This window comes from Azospirillum brasilense, assembly GCF_008365405.1.
GTDB lineage: Bacteria > Pseudomonadota > Alphaproteobacteria > Azospirillales > Azospirillaceae > Azospirillum > Azospirillum brasilense_D.
The window spans coordinates 169,330-190,711 of sequence record NZ_QOKV01000002.1; the positions used below are offsets into that span (position 1 = coordinate 169,330).

Here is a 21,382-nt window from a genome sequence, read left to right on the forward strand (position 1 = left end):
CATCTTTGTATACGGAAGACCGGGTTATTGTATTTCGTTTCCGCCCATGATGGACACGAACTCGGTGAAGATGTCGATCTGGATAGTCACGTGCCGCCGCATGGCGGCGTAGGCGGCCTCCGGGTCGCCGGTCAGGATCGCTTCGACCACGTCGTCATGCTCCTTGAAGCTATCCTTGACGCGGTAGGGGTGGTTGAGCTGGTAGCGGCGGTAGGGGGCCAGCCGGGCGAACAGGCCGCGCGCGATTTCCTGAAGCGGCTCGTTGTGACTGCCCGCCTGGACCGCCTCGTGGAAGGAGCGGTTGACCGCGTAGTAGGCGTCCAGCTCCCGCGCCTCCATATGCGCCTTCGAGGTGTCGTGCAGGCGTTTCAGGGCCTGCTTCTCCTCGTCCGACATGCGGCGGGCGGCAAAACGGGCGCACAGCCCCTCGATCTCCGACATCACCTCGAACATCTGCACCATGCGGTGCAGCTTCAGTGGTGCCACCACCGCCCCCTGGCGCGGCTGCTTCTCCACCAGCCCGGCGTGGACGAGCTGGAGGATCGCCTCGCGGATCGGGGTGCGGGAGATGTTGAAGCGCTGGGCGAGGCTTTCCTCGTCCAGCCGCGTTCCGGGGCGCAGGCGGCCCAGGAAGATGTCCTCCTCGATGGCGAGCCGCACCTCGTCGGCACGGGTGGCACTCTTGTCGGCGGTCTTGCTGGCGGCAATCCGGTCGCTCATCCCGAGCGTGTCCCCTTCCTCATCCGCGGCTGTCCGCCGCTCCCGTCTCTGTATACAAGAGATGGACAGCGCGTATCCAGCATGATAGTCCTTCCTCCCAACAATGAGAACCGGAGATCCGTCATGGACTCCGGGCCAATGCGGTTCTGGGGAGGATGCGCATGGATTTTGCGCTTTCGGAGGAGCAGCAGGCGTTCCGCGACACGGCGCGCGACTTCGCGCAGCAGGAAATGGCGCCGAACGCCGCGCACTGGGATGAGAACAGCGTCTTTCCCATCGACATCCTGCGGCAGGCCGCGGCGCTCGGCTTCGCCGGCATCTATGTGGGGGAGGAGTTCGGCGGCTCCGGCCTCGGGCGGCTGGACGCGGCGGTGATCTTCGAGGAGCTGTCGGCGGCCTGCCCGTCCACGGCGGCCTACATCTCCATCCACAACATGGCGTCCTGGATGATCGACCGCTTCGGCAATCCGGAGCAGCGCGCCCGCTTCCTGCCCAAGCTGACGACCATGGAGCATTTCGCCAGCTATTGCCTGACCGAGCCGGGAGCGGGGTCCGACGCCGCCTCGCTGCGCACGCGGGCGGAGCGGGACGGCGACCATTACGTGCTGAACGGCTCGAAAGCCTTCATCTCCGGCGGCGGCACGTCGGACGTCTATGTCTGCATGGTCCGCACCGGCGAGCCCGGCCCCAAGGGCATCTCCTGCATTGTCGTGGAGAAGGGCACGCCCGGCCTATCCTTCGGCAAGCAGGAGCACAAGCTGGGCTGGAAGAGCCAGCCGACCTCGGCGGTCATCTTCGAGAACTGCCGCGTCCCCGTCGCCAACCGCATCGGCGAGGAGGGGGAAGGCTTCCGCATCGCCATGAAGGGTCTGGACGGCGGTCGCCTGAACATCGCCGCCTGCTCGGTCGGCGGGGCGCGCTTCTGCCTGGAGCAGGCCGTCGCCTACACGGCGGAGCGCAAGCAGTTCGGCAAGCCGCTGAACGTCTTCCAGGCCCTGCAGTTCAAGCTGGCCGACATGGCGACGGAGCTGGACGCCGCCCGGCTGATGCTGCACCGCGCCGCCGCCAGCCTCGACGCCGGCTCGCCGGAGGCGACGGCCCATTGCGCGATGGCCAAGCGCTTCGCCACCGACACGGGGTTCCAGGTGGTGAACGAGGCGCTGCAACTCCACGGCGGCTACGGCTACATCAAGGAGTATCCGATCGAGCGGATTTTCCGCGACCTGCGGGTTCACCAGATTCTCGAAGGCACCAACGAGATCATGCGCGTCATCATCGCCCGCCATCTGACCGGCGGCTGACGGCGGCACAACAAACAGCGTCATAATAAGACGAGGGGAAACGCTATGGCGACGATCGCCTTTATCGGGCTGGGCAACATGGGGGCGCCGATGATGCGCAACCTGATGAAGGCCGGCCACACCGTCCTGGCCTTCGACCTGTCGGAGGCCGCCTGCATCGCCGCGCGCGACGCCGGCGCCACCATCGCCGCCGGCCCCGGCGCCGCGGCGGGGGAGGCCGAGGTGGTCGTGACCATGCTGCCCGCCGGAAAGCATGTGCGCGAGGTCTACACGGCGCCGGACGGCATCATCGCCAAGGCCAAGCCGGGCAGCCTGTTCATCGACAGCTCCACCGTGGACGTGGACAGCGCCCGCGCCGTCGCCGCGGCGGCAGAGGCGGCGGGCCACGCCATGGTCGACGCGCCGGTGTCCGGCGGCGTCGGCGGCGCGGAGGCGGCGACCCTGACCTTCATGGTCGGCGGCAGCGACACCGCCTTCCGCCGCGCCGAGCCGATCCTGTCGGCGATGGGCAAGGCCATCGTGCACACCGGCGGGCCGGGCAACGGCCAGGCGGCGAAGATCTGCAACAACATGATCCTTGGCATCTCGATGCTCGGCGTGTCGGAGGCTTTCGCGCTCGCCGAGAAGCTGGGGCTGGAGTCGCAGAAGCTGTTCGACGTGGCGTCGAAGTCGTCGGGCCAGTGCTGGTCGCTGACCAGCTATTGCCCGGTGCCGGGTCCGGTTCCGACCTCGCCGGCCAACCGCGACTACCAGCCGGGCTTCGCCGCGGCGCTGATGCTGAAGGACCTGAAGCTGGCGGTCGAGGCTGGGCAGAGCACCGGCAGCCCGCTGCCGCTGGGCGGCGAGGCGGCGCAGATGTACGCGCTGTTCTGCAACGCCGGCTTCGGCGGCAAGGACTTCTCCGGCATCGTCAATCTGCTGCGCGGGAAGTCGTAAGGGCGGTCACGGTGCCCCCACCCCGGCCCTCCCCCGCTTCGCCGGGGAGGGGACTTTTGCTCCCACCCTTGCGAAGCGGGGGAGGGCCGGGGTGGGGGCAGACGCCTCCCCCTCAATCCGCCTGCTGCATGACGATGGCGTCGGACGCCCGGCCGCGGAAATGGATGTTGCCGTCGCCGTCCAGGAACGCCCAGTCGCCGGTCAGGTAGTAGCGTCGGCCGTGGCGGAAGCGGGCGGCGGTGCGTCCCGGATCGTTGGCGTAGGCGTCGAACCAGAAGAGCGGCGAGGACTCCACGTCGATGGCGATCTCGCCGGCGCCGCCGACTGGCGCCTCGCGGCCCTGCGGGTCGAGGATGACCACGCGGAAACCCGGCAGGGGCCGCCCCAGCGAGGAATCGGCGGTGCGGTCGGCGTGGCCGGGGTCGTAGCGGTTCATCATGAAGATGCCGGTCTCGCGCTGCCCGTACTGGTCGAGCAGGGGGACGCTGACCACCCGGTTGGCCCAGCCGATCAGCTCCGGCGGCAGCGGTTCGCCGACCACCGACAGGATGCGCAGCGCCAGCTTGTGCGGACCGCCCTCCGGGTCGGCGCTGTGCCAAGCGCGGATCTGCGAGGGCGCGCAGGTCAGGTTGGTGACGCCGAACTTGGTCAGCATGCGGTAGCCCTGCCGCACGTCGTAGGGGCCGTCGCAGAAGATCGTCGTGCGCCCGAGCAGCAGCGGTCCGACCAGCCCGTAATAGGCGCCGTAGGCCCAGCCGGGATCGGCCATGTTCCAGTAGATGTCGTCGTCGCGCAGGTCGAGACCGATCCGCATGTACTGCTCGATCCCGGCCAGGGCCATGACGGGCAGCGAGACGCCGAGCGGCTTCGGCTCCGCCTCGGAGGTGTAGATCAGCGCGAAGGCGTCGCGGTCGGCGTAGCGGGCGATGTCGGGCAAGGGGGCCGATTCGTGAAGCGCCGACCAGAAGGGAACCGCGTCGGCGCCGGGACCGAAGGCCTCGTCGCCCTCCACCATCACCACAGGGCGGCTGTTGTCGCGCGGAATCTTGCGGCGTAGGAAACCGGTGGTGACGATCGCCCGTGCCTCGCTGTCGGCCAGACGGTAGGCGACCGCGGCGGCGGAATAGGTGGTGAAGAGCGGCATGTAGACCCCGCCGAGCCGCCAGATCGCCAGCGCGGCGATCAGCAGCTCCGCCCCCTTGGGCAGCAGCACCGCCACCCGGTCGCCGCGCCCGACGCCAAGGCCGCGCAGCACCGTGGCGAAGCGCGCCGAATCGCGGGCCAGCCGGGCGAAACTCAGCTCCGTCGTCTGGCCGGCGACGCTCTCGTGCAGCAGGGCGGCGCGGGCGCCGTCGGCGCGGGCGTGGCGGTCGCACAGCAGGTCGGCGAGCGGAATCGCGTCACCTTGATAGTCCGGGCGGAGGAAGGCGGTCGGCTGAACGGTGGCCGGGCCGGGCGCCGCCGCGCCGCCTTTTCCTCCTTCGGGGCGGTGGCGGGCGGCGGCGATGCGGCCCAGCGAATCCAGCTCCGGCCCCAGATGGTAGCGGCGGCTGCGCGGGTCCTGGTCGATGAATCGCTCCCGCGCCAGCGCGGTCAGCAGCCGGTGCGCCGTCGCCTTGGACAGGGCGGTGTCCCCCATCAGATCGGCCAGACGCGCGCCGTCGGCCCCGTGGGAGGCGACGGCGCGCAGCAGGGCCAGCGCGCGCTCCAGGCTTTGCGTGCCGCCGGACGCTCCGGCGGGGGCGGTTTCGGTGTCGGAATCGGGCCGGGTCATGATGGGGTCCATATTATGGACCTTGCGGCCGGATGTCGCTCCAAAAAACATGCATACACGGAATGTCCGTGTTGAAAACGGTGCGCGTCACAGGCTATAGTTCGGACGTTGCACAAAGGACGGTCCACAATATGGACCAGTTCGCCACTCAAACAGTCCGGCGAACGACAAAAAAGGCAGTTCCACAGCAACGGAGGAGGAAATGTCAGGCGCGCCCGTCGCATCGCCACGCGGTTACGCCCATCCGGCCGACGCCACCCGCGCGGCCTCCCCATCGGACACCATCTTCGAAGCCCGGGGCGTGTCCTTGCGCTTTGGCGGCGTGCAGGCGCTGACCGACGTCGGTTTCAGCATCCGCAAGGGGGAGCTGTTCTCCATCATCGGCCCGAACGGTGCGGGCAAGACCTCCATGGTCAACTGCATCTCCGGCCGCTACCGGCCCACCGACGGAAAGGTCTATTTCAAGGGCCAGGACATCACGGGCATGACGCCCAACCACCGCGCCTCGCTCGGCATCGGGCGCACCTTCCAGAATCTGGCGCTGTTCGGCCACATGACGGTGCTCGACAACATCATGGTCGGGCGGCACCACCTGCTGAAGAACAACTTCTTCACCGGGTCGCTTTACTGGCTAACCGGCGCCCGCAAGGAGGAGCTGGCCCACCGCCGCGAGGTCGAGGAGATCATCGACTTCCTGGAAATCCAGCATGTCCGCAAGGCGACCGCCGGCACGCTCTCCTATGGCCTGCGCAAGCGGGTGGAGCTGGCCCGCGCCATCGCGCTGAAACCCGACCTGATCCTCCTGGACGAGCCCATGGCGGGCATGAATCTGGAGGAGAAGGAGGACATGGCCCGCTACATCGTCGACCTGAACGAGGAGTTCGGCATGACGGTGGTGATGATCGAGCACGACATGGGCGTCGTGATGGACATCTCCCACCGCGTGATCGTCCTGGAGTTCGGCAAGAAGATCGCCGAGGGCACGCCGGAGGAGGTTTTGGCCGACCCGCGCGTCAAGCGCGCCTATCTCGGCGAGGACGACGAGGAGGACGAGGCCGTGGCCCCGCCGCCCAAGCAGGAGGTCGCGTGATGTCCCTTCCCGATATCAAGATCAACGACACGCTGCCGAAGCTGCTGACCCTGCACGCCCGCGAGCATGGCGGCGACGTCGCCATGCGCGAGAAGGACTTCGGCATCTGGCGCGAGTTCACCTGGGCGGACATGCACGCCCGCGTGCGCGCCTTCACGCTCGGCCTCATCAAGCTCGGCGTGGAGCGCGGCCATGTGGTGGCCCTGCTCGGCGACAACCGGCCCGACTGGGTGATGGGGGAAATCTCCGCCCACGCCATGGGCGCCATGAGCCTGGGCATCTACCGCGACGCCATGGACGAGGAGGTCGCCTACCTCATCACCTACGCCGACGTGCACGTCATCTTCGCGGAGGACGAGGAGCAGGTCGACAAGCTGCTGAACCTCGGCGAGCGCCTGCCGACGCTGAAGCACATCATCTATTCCGACCCCCGCGGCATGCGCAAATACAGCGACCCGCGCCTGATGGAGGCGTCGGAGCTGGTCAAGCTGGGCAACGCGCTGCACGCCGAGAAGCCGAACCTCTACGAGGAACTGGTCGGCGCAACGCGCGGCGACGACGTGGCGGTGCTCTGCACCACGTCGGGCACCACCTCGAACCCGAAGCTGGCGATGCTGCCGGCAGGGCGGCTGATCCGCCACGTCGCCAGCTACCTGTCGGTGGACCCCAAGGGGCCGGCGGACGAGTATGTGTCGGTGCTGCCGCTGTCCTGGATCATGGAGCAGATCTACGCCGTCGGCATGGGCATGGTGTCGCGGATGCGCGTGAACTTCGTCGAGGAAGCCGAGACGATGATGAACGACTTCCGCGAGATCGGGCCGAGCTTCGTGCTGTTCGCCCCCCGCCTGTGGGAGCAGATCGCCGCCGACGTGCGCGCCCGCATGATGGACGCCTCGCCCTTCAAGCAGAAGATGTACGACTACGGCATGAAGCTGGGGCTGGAGGCGCTCGCCAACGGCACCCGCTCCGCCGTCGCCGACCGCATTCTCTTCGCAGCGCTGCGAGACCGCCTGGGCTTCACCAACCTGAAGTCGGCGGCGACCGGCGGCGCCGCGCTCGGCCCCGACACCTTCAAGTTCTTCCAGGCGCTGGGCGTGCCGCTGCGGCAGATCTACGGACAGACCGAGACGATGGGCGCCTACACGGTGCACCGCTCGGACGACGTGGATTTCGACACGGTGGGCGTGCCCTTCGACGACGGTGTGAAGGTCAAGGTGATCGAACCCGACCAGAACGGCATCGGCGAGATCGTCGTCAGCCACCCCAACATGTTCGCCGGCTACTACCGCAACGAGGCCTCGACCACGGCGGACCTGCGCGACGGCTGGATGCACACGGGCGATGCCGGCTTCTTCGACAAGAAGGGCCATCTGGTCATCATCGACCGCATCAAGGACATCGCCACCACCAGCAACAACGACCGCTTCAGCCCGCAATACATCGAGAACAAGCTGAAATTCAGCCCCTACGTGGCCGAGGCGGTGATCCTGGGCAACAAGCGTCCCTACCTGTCGGCGATCATCTGCATACGCTTCCCCATCGTGTCGAAGTGGGCCGAGAAGAACCGCATCGCCTTCACCACCTATTCCGATCTGGCGTCCAAGCCGGAGGTCTACGAGCTGCTGCGCCAGGAGGTGGAGCGGGTGAACGGGACGCTGCCGGAGTTTCAGCGGATCACCAAGTTCCTGCTGCTCTACAAGGAACTGGACGCCGACGACGGCGAGCTGACCCGCACCCGCAAGGTGCGGCGCGGCGTGATCGCCGAGAAGTACGGCGAGATCATCGACTCCATCTACGCGGGCCAGCCGGCCATTGACGTGGACACCACCATCACCTTCCAGGACGGCACCAAGCAGCGCATCCGCACCGTGCTGAAGGTGGTCGACCTGCTGCCCACGCCGGCCAAGAAGCCGGCGCAGGCCGCGGCGTGAGGGGGGTGAGGATGACACGCTTTCATACCCCTCTCCCGTCCCGGGAAAGGGAAGGGGCCCACGCCCCCGGCGTGGGAAGGGTGAGGGTGCCAGCAACGGGCCGGCGCTCGATCCTTGGATGCACCCTCACCCGGCCCTGCGGGCCACCCTCTCCCGGGACGGGAGAGGGGATCGAGAACGAGGCCACGCCATGACCCTGTTCTTCCAGCTTCTCGTCAACGGACTGATCGTCGGCGCGCTGTACGGCGTCGTGGCGATGTCCTTCGTGCTGATCTACAAGGCCAGCCGCATCGTGAACTTCGCCCAGGGCGAGTTCCTGCTGATCGGCGCCTGGACCTGCTGGTGGCTGCTGACCTCCTGGCAGTTGCCCTTCTGGATCGGCTTCCCGATCACCCTGGCCTTCATGATGGTCTTCGGCATCGTGCTTCAGGTCGTCGTGCTGCGGCCGATGATCGGGGAGCCGATCATCTCCGTCATCATGGTCACCATCGGCCTGTCGATCTTCTTCCAGGCCCTGATGAAGTGGATGTTCGGCGTCTTCGCCAAGCCGTTCCCGACCATCTTCGCCAGCCCGACCGTGAACATCCTCGGGCTCGACGTGCAGACCGTCTATGTGATGAGCCTCGTCATCTCGATCCTGATCATGGCGGGCTTCGGCTGGTTCTTCAAATACTCGCGGATGGGTCTGGCGATGCGGGCGACCGCCTTCGACCAGCAGGTGGCGCAGTCGCTGGGCATCTCCGTCCGCCACATGTTCGCGATGAGCTGGGCCATCTCCGCCATGGTGTCGGCGGTGGCCGGCGTCACGGTCGGCGTCGTCAACGGCGTGTCCTCCGCGCTCTCCTTCTTCGGCATCAAGGTCTTCCCGGCGGTCATCCTCGGCGGGCTGGACAGCGTGGCCGGGGCGGTGCTGGGCGGCCTGATCGTCGGCGTGCTGGAGAATCTCGCGCACTACCTGGACAGCCAGTGGCTGAACTGGGGCAACATGTACGAGATCGCCCCCTTCTACGTCCTGATCGTCATCCTGATGATCAAGCCCTACGGCCTCTTCGGCACCAAGGACATCGAGCGCGTGTAAGGAGCGGCCGCAACCATGGCGAACATCAGTCTCATCCCCTGCGGCGACTTCAAGACCCGGTACGCCGCCGACACGACCATCTTCCCGACCAAGACCAGCCGCAACTTCGCGATCCTGGGCGTGGCGCTGCTGCTGCTCTGCCCGGCCTTCATGGACCGCTACTGGCTGAACCTGTGCATCCAGATCGGCTATCTCGGCATCGCGGCGCTGGGGCTGAACATCCTGGTCGGCTTCACCGGCCAGATCTCCATCGGGCACGCCGCCTTCTTCGGCTTCGGCGCCTTCTCGTCGGCGTGGCTGTCGAACAGCTTCGGCATCCCGGTGGCGCTCGCCATCCCGCTGGCCGGCGTGATGACCACCGGGGTCGGCATGCTGTTCGGCATCCCGGCGGCGCGGCTGAAGGGCCTGTACCTCGCCATCGCTACCCTGGCGGCGCAGTACATCCTCCAGGACTTCTTCTCGCGCGCCGACTGGTTCACCGGCGGCACCGCCGGCACCATCGCGGAACCGTTCACCCTGTTCGGCTACGCCTTCGACACCGACGAGAGCTTCTTCTACGTCGTGCTGGTCTATGTGGTCGTCATGTACATCCTGGCGACCAACCTGATGCGGTCGCGCGACGGGCGGGCGCTGGTGGCGGTGCGTGACCATTATCTCTCCGCGGAGATCATGGGCATCAACCTGACCAAGTACCGCACGATGTCCTTCGGCATCTCGTCCTTCTACGCCGGCATCGGCGGCGCGCTCTACGCCCACTACCTGCAGTTCGTGTCGGTGGAGGGCTTCACGATCCTCTTCTCGATCCAGTTCCTCGGCATGATCATCATCGGGGGCCTGGGCTCGATCATGGGGTCGCTGATGGGCACCGCCTTCATGGTGCTGCTGCCGGAGGTGATGCAGGCCATCACCACGGCGCTGTCCGGCACCGCCATCGACGCCGCGCTGAACCTGAGGGAGGCCATCGCCTTCCTGCGCGAAATGGCCATCGGCTTGGTCATCATCCTGTTCCTGGTCTTCGAACCGGACGGGCTGGCCCACCGCTGGAAGCAGATCAAGGCCTACTGGAAGCTCTACCCGTTCTCGCACTGACACGCTTTCCGCATCACGGCTTCTGAAAAACATAACGACTGGGAGAAAACGCACCATGACCATGAAGACCGTCCTGCTGGCGTCCGCCGCCGTCGTCCTGCTCGGCACCGGGGCCGCCAACGCCCAGAAGATCCCGGTCGGCCACCTCGCCGACCAGTCCGGCGCCACCTCGGACGTGGGCGTGCCCTTCGGCCAGGGCGTCGCCGACGCGCTCGCCTACATCAACAAGAACGGCGGCGTCGGCGGCACGACGATGGACGTCGAGACGGTGGATTACGGCTATCAGGCGCCGCGCGCCATCAGCCAGTACAAGAAATGGTCGTCGGGCAGCGGCAAGGTCGCGGCCATCCAGGGCTGGGGCACCGCCGACACCGAGGCGCTGACCGGCTTCGTCGGCAAGGACGAAATCCCTTACTATTCCGGCTCCTACTCGGGCCACCTGACCGACCCGACCGGCAAGGGCCCGCACGGCTCCAAGCCGGCCCCGTACAACTTCTTCTACGGCCCGTCCTACTCCGACGGCCTGCGCGCCATGCTGATGTGGGCGGCCGACGACTGGAAGAAGAAGGGCGGCTCGGGCAAGCCCAAGTACGTCCACATGGGCGCCAACCACCCCTACCCGAACGCACCGAAGGAAGCGGGTGAGGCGCTCGCCAAGGAGCTTGGCTTCGACGTCCTGCCGGCGGTCCAGTTCGCCCTGACGCCGGGCGACTACACCGCCCAGTGCCTGACGCTGAAGGAGGCCGGCGCCAACTACGCCTATCTCGGCAACACGGCAGGCTCGAACATCTCCGTGCTGAAGGCCTGCCAGACGGTCGGCGCGCAGGTGCAGTTCATGGGCAACGTCTGGGGCATGGACGAGAACGCCGCCAAGGCCGCCGGTTCCGCCGCCAACGGCGTGATCTTCCCGGTGCGCACCGCGGCGATCTGGGGCGGCGATGCGCCGGGCATGAAGATCGTCAAGGAGATCTCCAAGGTCTCCGACGCCGCCGGCACCGCCTACCGTCCCGTGCACTACGTGTCGGGCATCTGCTCCGCCTTTTACATGAAGGAAGCGATGGACTGGGCGAAGCAGAACGGCGGCGTGACCGGCCCGAACATCCGCAAGGGCATGTACCAGAAGAAGGATTGGGTGCCGGCGGGCCTCGAGGGCGTCTGCGTGCCGTCGACCTGGACCGAGACCGACCACCGCGGCATGGACAAGGTCAACCTGTACCGCGCCAACGTGACCGGCGACACCGGCGGTTCGGTGGACGAGCTGGTGAAGGCCGGCACGATCAAGCTGGAGAAGATCGCCACCGTCGACGTCCCGCGCAAGCCGGAGTGGCTGGGCTGGTAAGCCGGACCGCCCCCGCCGTCGCCGTGAAAGGGCGGCGGGGGCACCCGTCCCGTCTCACTGCATCAGGTGCCGCATCATGAACGCCGCCACCGCGACCGCCGCGGTCAATCCCGCCAGCGCTCCGGCGCCGGTTCCCGGCACGGCCAAGGCGCCGCTGCTGTCCGTCAACAACATCGAGGTCGTCTACAACGACGTCATCCTGGTGCTCCGCGGTCTCAGCCTGGAAGTGCCGGAAGGGGAGATCGTCGCCCTGCTGGGCGCCAACGGCGCCGGCAAATCGACGACGCTGAAGGCCATCTCCGGGCTGCTGAAGACCGAGGACGGCGAGGTCACGCGCGGCGACATTTCCTTCGCGGGCGAGCGCATCAACGGCATCGACCCCGACAAGATCGTCCGGCGCGGCATCTTCCAGGTGATGGAGGGCCGCCGCATCATCGGTGACATGACCTGCCAGGAGAATCTGCGCCTCGGCGCCTTCACCCGCCGCGACGGCGGCGTGAAGGACGACATCGAGATGGTCTATCACTACTTTCCCCGCCTGAAGGAGCGCACCGGCCTCGCCGGCTACCTGTCCGGCGGCGAGCAGCAGATGCTGGCCATCGGGCGCGCGATGATGGCGCGGCCGAAGCTGATCCTGATGGACGAGCCGTCGATGGGCCTGTCGCCGCTGATGGTGAAGGAGGTCTTCAGCATCATCCGGCAGATCAACAAGGACCTGGGCGTCACCATCCTGCTGGTGGAGCAGAACGCCCGCATGGCGCTCCAGGCCGCGACGCGCGGCTACATCATGGAGAACGGCAAGGTCGTTCTGGACGGCACCGCCGAAGAGCTGCGCAACAACGAGGACGTGAAAGAATTCTACCTCGGCGGCGGCAACGAAGAGCGCAAGAGCTTCAAGAATCTGAAGAGCTTCAAGCGCCGGAAGCGCTGGATTTGAATTTTTACCCTCTCCCGTCCCGGGAGAGGGAAGGGGCCCACGAAGTGGGAAGGGTGAGGGTCTTGCAGGAAGAAAGGTGCCGACCATTGGCGGCACCCTCACCCGGCCCTTCGGGCCACCCTCTCCCGGGGCGGGAGAGGGGAGAAGAAGAAAAACAGCCGGGAGGCATCGGTGTCCGACACTTACGATCAACTCGAAACCCGCTCCCCCGACCGCCGCGAGGCGGAACTGTTCGCGGCGCTGCCGGCGCAGATCGCCCACGCCAAGGCGAACGCACCCTACTTCACCCGCCTGCTGGCCGATGTGGACCCCGCCGCCGTCGGTGACCGCGCGTCGCTCGCCGCACTTCCGGTGACCCGCAAGTCGGACCTGATCGCGTTGCAGAGGGAGGCGCCGCCCTTCGGCGGGATGACCACCGTCGCCATCGGTCGGCTGGCCCGTGTCTTCGCCTCGCCCGGCCCGATCCACGATCCGGAGGCCCACGGCACGGACCCCTGGCGCACCGCGCGGGCGCTCCACGCCTCGGGCATCCGCAGCGGCGACCTTGTGCAGAACTGCTTCGCCTACCACCTGACCCCCGCCGGCTCGATGTTCGAGACGGGGGCGCACGCGCTGGGTTGCGCGGTCATTCCCGCCGGCGTCGGCAACACCGAGATGCAGGCCCAAGTGGCCGCCCACCTGAAGCCGCGGGCCTACATCGGCACGCCCGACTTCCTGAAGATCATCCTGGAGAAGGGCGACGAGCTGGGGCTGGACCTGTCGTCCATCGCGGTCGGGCACGTCACGGGCGGCCCCTTCCTGCCGGACGCCCGCGCCTATTACGAGGGGCGCGGCATCGCCGTCTATCAAAGCTACGGCACCGCCGACCTCGGCATCGTCGCCTTCGAGACGCCGACCCGCGCCGGGCTGGTGGTGGACGAGGGGGTGATCGTGGAGATCGTCCGCCCCGGCACCGGCGATCCCGTGCCGGTGGGCGAGGTGGGGGAGGTCGTCGTTACCACCTTCAACCAAGCCTATCCGCTGGTCCGCTTCGCCACCGGCGACCTGTCCGCCGTGCTGCCCGGCGAAAGCCCCTGCGGGCGCACCAACATGCGGCTGAAGGGCTGGATGGGCCGCGCCGACCAGACGACCAAGGTCAAGGGCATGTTCGTCCACCCGCAGCAGATCGCCGAGGTGCTGCGCCGCCACCCGCAGATCGGCAAGGCCCGCCTCGTCGTCGGGCGGGAGGACGCCAACGACACCATGACCCTGCGCTGCGAGTCGCCCGAGTCCGGCGAGGCTTTGGCCGCTTCGGTGCGTGAAACTCTGGCCGCCGTCACCAAATTGAAGGGTGTCGTGGAGTTCGCGGCCCCCGGCAGCCTGCCCAACGACGGCAAGGTCATCGAAGACGCCCGCGCCTGAGACCCGCTGATACCCGAAAACAACGATAACCGACCCGATACACACGAGGACCTTTTCGACATGAGCGTCAGCACCGACCTCCAGCTCGACCCCTTCGCGCTCGCCAGGGAGCTGTCGGGCAAGCATTTCTTCGGCGGCGAGTTCCGCCCGGCCTCCTCCGGCAAGGGCTTCCCCGTCGTCAACCCGGCGACCGGCGAGACGGTGGCCGAGGCCGCCTTCGGCGAGGCGGCGGATGTCGACGCCGCGGTGGCCGCCGCGGTGGCCGCGCAGAAGGAATGGGCCAAGCGCCCGGTGCGGGAGCGCGGCAAGCTGGTCGCCGAATGCGGGCGCGTGCTCGACGCCCACAAGGAGGAAATCGCCAAGCTGATCGCGCTGGAGACCGGCAAGGCGCTGCGCACCGAATCGCGCGTCGAGGCCGGCGTCCTGTCCGACGCCTTCGTCTTCTTCGGCGGTCTGGCGCCGGAACTGAAGGGCGAAACCATCCCCTTCAACCCGAACATGCTGACCATGACGGTGCGCGAGCCGGTGGGCGTGGTCGGCGCGATCATCCCGTGGAACGTGCCGCTGCTGCTGATGGCGCTGAAGATCGCCCCGGCGATGGTGGCGGGCAACGCCGTGGTGGTGAAGTCGGCGGAGGAGGCGCCGCTCGCCGTGCTGCGCGTCGTGCAGCTCATCAACACGGTGATCCCGGCGGGCGTGGTGAACATCCTCTCGGGCTACGGTCCGGAATGCGGCGCCCCGCTGGTGGCGCACAAGGACGTGAAGAAGGTGACCTTCACCGGCTCGGTCGAGACTGGCAAAATCGTCTACAAGACCGCCGCCGAGAAGCTGATCCCAGTGACTCTGGAGCTGGGCGGCAAGAGCCCGATGATCGTCTGCGGCGACGCCGACCTGGATCAGGCCATCGCGGGCGCCATCGCCGGCATGCGCTTCACCCGCCAGGGCCAGAGCTGCACCGCGTCGTCGCGCATCTTCGTCCATGACAGCATCCACGACGCCTTCGTGGAGACGCTGAAGGAGAAGGTGAACGCCATGAAGATGGGCGACCCGCTCGACGAGTCGACCGACATCGGCACCATCGTCTCGCCGCAGCAGCTCGACCGGGTGCAGAGCTACATCGCCATCGGTAAGGAGGGCGGGGCGACTCCGCATGTCTGCTCGGCCATGCCGTCCGACCCGAAGCTGACCAAGGGGCTGTACGTGCAGCCGCACATCTTCACCGGCGTGAAGAACAGCGACCGCATCGCACAGGAGGAGATCTTCGGCCCGGTCTGCTGCGTCATCCGCTGGACCGACTATGAAGAGGTCATCGCCCAGGCCAACGACACCGAATACGGCCTTGCCGCCACCATCTGGACCCGCGACCTGAAGGTGGCAATGGACGCGGTGCACCGGCTGGAGGCTGGGTTCGTGCAGGTGAACCAGAATCTGGTCGTGCAGCCGAACCTGTCCTATGGCGGCGTGAAGTCGTCCGGCCTCGGCAAGGAAGCCTCGCTGGAAGCGATGCTGGAGCACTTCACCCACAAGAAGACGATCATCATCAACATGAAGTGAGCGGATCCTCTTGGCCCTCCTCCAGAAGGGGGACGGGCCAAGAGGCCTTGCCACGCCCATTTCCATACGCTACCGTACGGCCCCATACGTCGCCGTATGGCGGGAACGAAGAACAGACCTCCGGGGGGAGCGCCAAAACCATGCTGTCGAACCAGTATCCGACCCTGAACTTCGACCTCGGCGAATCCGCGGACATGCTGCGCGACACTGTGCGCAGCTTCGCCGCCGATGAAATCGCACCCCGCGCCGCCGAGATCGACCGGACCAACGAGTTCCCGAACGAGCTGTGGCGGAAGTTCGGCGACCTCGGCGTGCTCGGCATCACGGCGGAGGAGGAATACGGCGGCGCCGGCATGGGCTATCTGGAGCATGTCGTGGCGATGGAGGAGATCTCCCGTGCCTCGGCCTCGGTCGGCCTCAGCTACGGCGCGCACTCCAACCTCTGCGTCAACCAGATCCGCAAGAACGGCACGGCGGAGCAGAAGACCCGCTACCTGCCCAAGCTGATTTCCGGCGAGCACATCGGCGCGCTCGCCATGTCGGAGCCGAACGCCGGGTCCGACGTGGTGTCGATGAAGCTGCGCGCTGAGAAGAAGGGAGACCGCTACGTGCTGAACGGCACGAAGATGTGGATCACCAACGGGCCGGACGCCGACACCCTGGTGGTCTACGCGAAGACCGACGTCAACGCCGGCCCGCGCGGCATCACCGCCTTCTTGATCGAGAAGTCCTTCAAGGGATTCTCCGTCGCGCAGAAGCTCGACAAGCTGGGCATGCGCGGGTCCAACACCGGCGAACTGGTGTTCGAGGACTGCGAGGTGCCGGAGGAGAACATCCTGGGCGGCGTCGGGCGCGGCGTGAACGTGTTGATGTCCGGCCTCGACTACGAGCGCGCGGTGCTGGCCGGCGGGCCGCTCGGCATCATGCAGGCCTGCATGGACGTGGTGGTTCCCTACCTGCACGACCGCAAGCAGTTCGGCCAGCCGATCGGCGAGTTCCAGCTCATGCAGGGCAAGCTGGCCGACATGTACACGATCATGAACGCCGCCAAGGCCTACGTGTACGCCGTCGCCAAAGCCTGCGACCGCGGCGAGACGGCCCGCAAGGACGCCGCCGGGGCGATCCTCTTCGCCGCCGAAAAGGCCACCTGGATGGCGCTGGAGGCCATTCAGACTCTGGGCGGCAATGGCTACATCAACGAATACCCGACGGGCCGCCTGCTGCGCGACGCCAAGCTCTACGAAATCGGCGCCGGCACCAGCGAGATCCGCCGCATGCTGATCGGGCGTGAGCTGTTCAAGGAAACGGCCTGAGGGAAACGGCATAAAGCCGGAGGGAAGGGAATGACCATGACCGATACCGTTGTGATCGCGGGCGCCGCCCGTACCCCGATGGGTGGCTTTCAAGGCGACTTGCAGGGGCTGACCGCGCCGCAGCTCGGCTCCGCCGCCATCAAGGCCGCTCTGGAGCGCGCCGGGGTGAAGCCGGAGGCGGTGGACGAGGTCTTCATGGGCAACGTTCTGCCCGCCGGTCTGGGGCAGGCACCGGCCCGTCAGGCGTCGCTCGGCGCCGGCATCCCGGAGGCTGCGGGCTGCACGACCATCTCCAAGGTCTGCGGGTCGGGTATGAAGGCGGTGATGCTCGCCACCGACCTCATCAAGGCCGGTTCGGCGGAGATCATGGTGGCCGGCGGCATGGAGAGCATGTCCAACGCCCCCTACCTGCTGGACCGCGCGCGTGGCGGCTACCGCATGGGCCACGGCCGCGTGCTCGACCACATGTTCCTCGATGGGCTGGAGGACGCCTATGACCGCGGGCGCCTGATGGGCACCTTCGCGGAGGAATGCGCCACCCACTACCAGTTCACCCGCGAGGCGCAGGACAACTACGCCATCGAGAGCCTGAACCGTGCCCGCCGCGCCACCGAGGACGGCAGCTTCGTCAAGGAGATCACCGCGGTCACCGTCAAGGGCCGCAAGGGCGACACGGTGGTGGAGAAGGACGAGCAGCCGCTGAAGGCGGACCCGGCCAAGATCCCGACGCTGAAGCCGGCCTTCGCCAAGGATGGCACGGTGACGGCGGCCAACGCCTCCTCCATTTCGGATGGCGCGGCGGCGCTGGTGCTGACCACGCGGTCGAACGCCGAAAAGCTCGGCCTGCCGATCCTGGCGGAGATCAAGGCCCACGCCAACCACGCCCAGGCCCCGGCCTGGTTCACCACGGCACCCGTGGGCGCGATCAACAAGGTGCTGGAGCGCGCCGGCTGGTCGGCCAAGGACGTGGACCTCTACGAGCTGAACGAGGCCTTCGCGGTGGTCGCCATGGCGGCGATGCGCGAACTCGACATCCCGCACGACAGGATCAACGTGCATGGCGGCGCCTGCGCGCTCGGCCATCCGATCGGCGCGTCGGGGGCGCGCATCCTCGTCACGCTGCTGGCGGCGCTGGAGAAGAACGGGCTGAAGCGCGGCGTCGCCTCGCTGTGCATCGGCGGCGGCGAGGCCACGGCGGTGGCGGTGGAGTTGGTGTAAGGGCAACCTGGCCCCCTCCCTAACCCTCCCCCGCTGCGCGGGAGAGGGAATCAAGCTCCCTCCACCGCGCAGCGGGGGAGGGTCGGGGAGGGGGCAGAAAGCGTGCGGGAGGGACAGCAATGCGGCTGACGGAAGAGCAGCGGATGGTGCGCGACATGGCGCGGGACTTCGCGGCGGAGCGGCTGGCGCCCACCGCCGCCGAGCGCGACCGCACCGGCGCCTTCCCCAAGGAGGAGCTGGCCGAGATGGGCAAGCTCGGCCTGATGGGCATGCTGGTGCCGGAGGAGTTCGACGGCGCCGGCACCGACCACATCGCCTACGCGCTCGCCATCGAGGAGATCGCGGCGGGCGACGGCGCCATTTCCACCATCATGAGCGTGCACAACTCCGTCGGCTGCATGCCGATCCTGAAGTTCGGCAGCGCCGAGCAGAAGGACCGCTTCCTGAAGCCTATGGCCCGCGGCGAGCAACTCGGCTGCTTCTGCCTGACGGAGCCCCAGGCGGGGTCCGACGCCGCCGCCATCAAGACCCGTGCCCGCCGCGACGGCAACCATTGGGTCCTCAATGGCACCAAGCAGTTCATCACCTCCGGCAAGAACGCCGATGTTGCCATCGTCTTCGCGGTCAGCGACCCCGAGGCCGGCAAGAAGGGCATCACCGCCTTCATCGTGCCGACCGACACCCCCGGCTTCCAGGTCGCGCGGGTCGAGGAGAAGCTCGGCCAGAGCTGTTCCGACACCTGCCAGATCGTCCTTGAGGATTGCCGCATCCCCGCCGACCTGATGCTGGGCGCGGAGGGCGGCGGCTACCGGGTGGCGCTCGCCAACCTGGAGGGCGGGCGCATCGGCATCGCCTCGCAGTCGGTGGGCATGGCCCGCTCCGCGCTCGACCACGCCACCCGCTACGCCCAGGAGCGGCAGAGCATGGGCGTGCCCATCGTCCAGCATCAGGCGGTGGCCTTCCGGCTGGCCGACATGGCGACGAAGGTGGAGGCCGCGCGCCAGCTCGTCCTGCACGCCGCGAGCCTCCGCGACGCCGGCGAGCCCTGCCTGAAGGAAGCGGCCATGGCGAAGCTGTTCGCCTCGGAGATCGCCGAGCGCGTCTGCTCCGACGCCATCCAGATCCATGGCGGCTACGGCTACCTGAACGATTTCCCGGTGGAGCGCATTTATAGAGACGTGCGCGTCTGCCAGATCTATGAGGGCACGAGCGACATCCAGCGGCTGGTCATCAGCCGCGCCCTGATGCAGTAGAACAAGAAGAGACGGGAGGACGACGGCCATGACCGTCCTGAAGAGCGCCCTGAACCCGCGCTCCGCCGAGTTCCAGACGAACGCCGACGCCATGTCCGCCCTGGTCGCCGACCTGCGCGAGAAGGTGGGCGCGATCAAGCAGGGCGGCGGGGCGAAAGCCCGCGACAAGCACCTGTCCCGCGGAAAGCTGCTGCCGCGCGAGCGCATCCGCCAGCTTCTCGACGTGGGATCGCCCTTCCTGGAGCTGTCGCAGATGGCCGCCTACAAGGTCTATGACGACGACATCCCGGCGGCGGGCATCATCACCGGCATCGGCAGCGTGGCCGGGCAGGAGTGCATGGTGGTCGTCAACGACGCCACCGTGAAGGGCGGCACCTACTTCCCCCTGACCGTCAAGAAGCACCTGCGCGCCCAGGAAGTGGCACAGCAGAACAACCTGCCCTGCATCTATCTGGTGGACAGCGGCGGCGCCAACCTGCCCAACCAGGACGAGGTGTTCCCCGACCGCGACCATTTCGGGCGCATCTTCTTCAACCAAGCCAACATGTCCGCCCAGGGCATCCCGCAGATCGCCGTGGTGATGGGAAGCTGCACGGCGGGCGGCGCCTATGTCCCGGCGATGTCGGACGAGGCGATCATCGTCCGCAACCAGGGCACCATCTTCCTCGGCGGCCCGCCGCTGGTGAAGGCGGCGACCGGCGAGGTGGTGTCGGCGGAGGACCTCGGCGGGGCCGACGTGCACTCCCGCACCTCCGGCGTGACCGACCATTACGCGATGAACGACGCCCACGCGCTCGCCATGGCGCGCAAGGTCGTGTCGAACCTGAACCGCAGCAAGCGCATCGACATGGACCTGCGCGAACCGCAGGAGCCGGCCTACGACCCCCGTGAACTCTACGGCGTGATCCCCAGCGACCCGCGCAAGCCCTTCGACGTGCGCGAGGTCATCGCCCGCGTCGTCGACGGCTCGGTGCTGGACGAGTTCAAGCCGCTCTACGGCACGACGCTGGTCTGCGGCTTCGCCCACATCTTCGGCTACCCGGTGGGCATCATCGCCAACAACGGCATCCTGTTCAGCGAATCCGCCCTGAAGGGCGCCCATTTCGTCGAGCTGTGCTGCCAGCGCGGGATTCCCCTGGTCTTCCTGCAGAACATCACCGGCTTCATGGTCGGAAGGAAGTACGAGGCGGGCGGCATCGCCAAGGACGGCGCGAAGCTGGTCACCGCCGTCGCCTGCGCCAAGGTGCCGAAATTCACCGTCATCATCGGCGGCAGCTATGGCGCCGGCAACTACGGCATGTGCGGGCGCGCCTACAGCCCGCGCTTCCTGTGGATGTGGCCGAACTCGCGCATCTCCGTGATGGGCGGGGAGCAGGCGGCCGGCGTGCTCGCCCAGGTCCGGCGCGACGCCATGGAGTCCCAGGGCAGGAGCTGGGCGCCGGAGGAGGAGGAGGCGTTCAAGGCTCCCATCCGCCAGCAGTACGAAGACCAGGGCCATCCCTACTACGCCTCCGCCCGGCTGTGGGACGACGGCATCATCGACCCGGCGGACACGCGCATGGTGCTCGGCCTCGGCCTGTCGGCGTCGCTGAACGCCCCGGTCGAGAAGACCACCTTCGGCGTGTTCCGGATGTGAGCGGGGGGACGACGAGCATGAGCGACATTCTGATCGACATCGCCGACAGCGGTTCCCTGGGCGGCGTGGCGACCGTCACGATGAACCGAGCGGACGTCCACAACGCCTTCAACGAGCGGGTCATCGCCGATCTGACCGACGCCTTCCTCAGCCTGGGCACGAATCCCGACGTCCGTGCCATCCTGCTGCGCGGCGCGGGCAAGAGCTTCTCCGCCGGGGCCGACCTCGGCTGGATGAAGAAGATGGCGGGCTACAGCCATGGCGAGAACGTCCAGGACGCCATGGGCCTCGCCACCATGCTGCGCACGCTGGACGAATGCCCGAAGCCGACCATCGCCGTGGTGCAGGGTCCGGCCTTCGGTGGCGGGGTGGGGCTGGTCGCCGCCTGCGACATCGCCATATCCGCCGAAACCGCCAGCTTCGCCCTGACCGAGGTGCGGCTGGGCCTGATCCCCGCGGTCATCAGCCCCTACGTCGTCGCTGCGATGGGCGAGCGCGCCTGCCGCCGCTACTTCCTGACGGCGGAGCGCTTCTCCGCCGCCGAGGCGCTGCGGCTCGGCCTGCTGCACCAGACCGTCCCGGCGACGGAGCTGGATGCGGCCGTCGAGGTGATGGTGCGCAACCTGCTGCAATGCGGCCCGGCCTCGCAGACCGCGGCCAAGGAGCTGATCCGCGCCGTGGCGCGCCGTCCGCTGGACGACGCGCTGGTCCGCGACACGGCGGAGCGCATCGCCCGCCAGCGCGCGAGCGACGAGGGAAGGGAGGGCGTCGGCGCCTTCCTGGAGAAACGCGAACCGGCGTGGCGGAGCTGA

The 21,382-nt window shown here is 67.7% G+C and carries 17 protein-coding genes; 15 read left to right on the forward strand and 2 right to left on the reverse strand.

The features are described 5' to 3' along the window. Nucleotides 1-24: 24 nt before the first annotated feature. Nucleotides 25-720, reverse strand: a complete 696-nt coding sequence (locus DS837_RS05075; protein ID WP_149163733.1) for a GntR family transcriptional regulator — start codon at nucleotides 718-720, stop codon at nucleotides 25-27. Between the two features lie 161 nt (nucleotides 721-881). Here DS837_RS05075 and DS837_RS05080 point away from each other — a divergent pair, with 161 nt between their 5' ends. Both DS837_RS05080 and mmsB read left to right on the forward strand, forming a co-directional pair. After that, nucleotides 882-2,021 carry an isobutyryl-CoA dehydrogenase gene (locus tag DS837_RS05080; RefSeq protein WP_149163734.1) on the forward strand — a complete coding sequence of 380 codons (1,140 nt, stop codon included), beginning with the start codon at nucleotides 882-884 and terminating at the stop codon, nucleotides 2,019-2,021. A gap of 45 nt (nucleotides 2,022-2,066) precedes the next feature. Then, the gene (gene mmsB / locus DS837_RS05085; protein ID WP_149163735.1) at nucleotides 2,067-2,957 is read left to right on the forward strand and encodes a 3-hydroxyisobutyrate dehydrogenase; all 891 of its coding nucleotides are present in this window, start codon (nucleotides 2,067-2,069) and stop codon (nucleotides 2,955-2,957) included. Between the two features lie 112 nt (nucleotides 2,958-3,069). Here mmsB and DS837_RS05090 read toward each other — a convergent pair whose 3' ends face one another. Next, nucleotides 3,070-4,731, reverse strand: coding sequence for an AMP-binding protein (locus DS837_RS05090; RefSeq protein ID WP_149163736.1), 1,662 nt, complete (start codon nucleotides 4,729-4,731; stop codon nucleotides 3,070-3,072). Nucleotides 4,732-4,933: 202 nt separating this feature from the next. Here DS837_RS05090 and DS837_RS05095 point away from each other — a divergent pair, with 202 nt between their 5' ends. The 13 genes from DS837_RS05095 (at nucleotide 4,934) to DS837_RS05155 (ending at nucleotide 21,382) form a co-directional block, all read left to right on the forward strand. Further along, the gene (locus DS837_RS05095) at nucleotides 4,934-5,821 is read left to right on the forward strand and encodes an ABC transporter ATP-binding protein (protein WP_014241713.1); all 888 of its coding nucleotides are present in this window, start codon (nucleotides 4,934-4,936) and stop codon (nucleotides 5,819-5,821) included. After that, nucleotides 5,821-7,752 carry a long-chain fatty acid--CoA ligase gene (locus tag DS837_RS05100; RefSeq protein ID WP_149163737.1) on the forward strand — a complete coding sequence of 644 codons (1,932 nt, stop codon included), beginning with the start codon at nucleotides 5,821-5,823 and terminating at the stop codon, nucleotides 7,750-7,752. The genes DS837_RS05095 and DS837_RS05100 overlap by 1 nt, the downstream gene beginning before the upstream one ends. Before the next feature lie 190 nt (nucleotides 7,753-7,942). Beyond that, nucleotides 7,943-8,830, forward strand: coding sequence for a branched-chain amino acid ABC transporter permease (locus tag DS837_RS05105; protein WP_149163738.1), 888 nt, complete (start codon nucleotides 7,943-7,945; stop codon nucleotides 8,828-8,830). 15 nt (nucleotides 8,831-8,845) lie between these two features. Next, on the forward strand, nucleotides 8,846-9,919 hold the full coding sequence (locus DS837_RS05110; protein ID WP_114861637.1) for a branched-chain amino acid ABC transporter permease: 1,074 nt from the start codon (nucleotides 8,846-8,848) through the stop codon (nucleotides 9,917-9,919). A 55-nt stretch (nucleotides 9,920-9,974) separates the two neighbouring features. Continuing rightward, the gene (locus tag DS837_RS05115; RefSeq protein ID WP_149163739.1) at nucleotides 9,975-11,258 is read left to right on the forward strand and encodes an ABC transporter substrate-binding protein; all 1,284 of its coding nucleotides are present in this window, start codon (nucleotides 9,975-9,977) and stop codon (nucleotides 11,256-11,258) included. Nucleotides 11,259-11,334: 76 nt separating this feature from the next. Next, complete coding sequence (locus tag DS837_RS05120; RefSeq protein ID WP_014241708.1) at nucleotides 11,335-12,195, forward strand: ABC transporter ATP-binding protein; 861 nt, start codon at nucleotides 11,335-11,337, stop codon at nucleotides 12,193-12,195. 171 nt (nucleotides 12,196-12,366) lie between these two features. Further along, entirely contained in the window at nucleotides 12,367-13,596 is a 1,230-nt protein-coding gene (locus DS837_RS05125) for a phenylacetate--CoA ligase family protein (RefSeq protein WP_149163740.1), read from the forward strand. A gap of 60 nt (nucleotides 13,597-13,656) precedes the next feature. Beyond that, nucleotides 13,657-15,150, forward strand: a complete 1,494-nt coding sequence (locus tag DS837_RS05130; protein WP_149163741.1) for an aldehyde dehydrogenase family protein — start codon at nucleotides 13,657-13,659, stop codon at nucleotides 15,148-15,150. Nucleotides 15,151-15,290: 140 nt separating this feature from the next. Beyond that, nucleotides 15,291-16,463, forward strand: a complete 1,173-nt coding sequence (locus DS837_RS05135; RefSeq protein ID WP_149163742.1) for an isovaleryl-CoA dehydrogenase — start codon at nucleotides 15,291-15,293, stop codon at nucleotides 16,461-16,463. Between the two features lie 30 nt (nucleotides 16,464-16,493). Then, on the forward strand, nucleotides 16,494-17,681 hold the full coding sequence (locus DS837_RS05140) for an acetyl-CoA C-acyltransferase (RefSeq protein WP_211102088.1): 1,188 nt from the start codon (nucleotides 16,494-16,496) through the stop codon (nucleotides 17,679-17,681). Between the two features lie 119 nt (nucleotides 17,682-17,800). Continuing rightward, nucleotides 17,801-18,934 (forward strand): acyl-CoA dehydrogenase, encoded by a 1,134-nt coding sequence (locus tag DS837_RS05145; RefSeq protein ID WP_149163744.1) that lies wholly within the window; start codon nucleotides 17,801-17,803, stop codon nucleotides 18,932-18,934. A 28-nt stretch (nucleotides 18,935-18,962) separates the two neighbouring features. Beyond that, nucleotides 18,963-20,570 (forward strand): carboxyl transferase domain-containing protein, encoded by a 1,608-nt coding sequence (locus DS837_RS05150; RefSeq protein WP_114862092.1) that lies wholly within the window; start codon nucleotides 18,963-18,965, stop codon nucleotides 20,568-20,570. Nucleotides 20,571-20,587: 17 nt separating this feature from the next. Then, a complete protein-coding gene (locus DS837_RS05155) occupies nucleotides 20,588-21,382 on the forward strand; it encodes an enoyl-CoA hydratase/isomerase family protein (RefSeq protein WP_149163745.1) in 795 nt (264 codons plus the stop codon).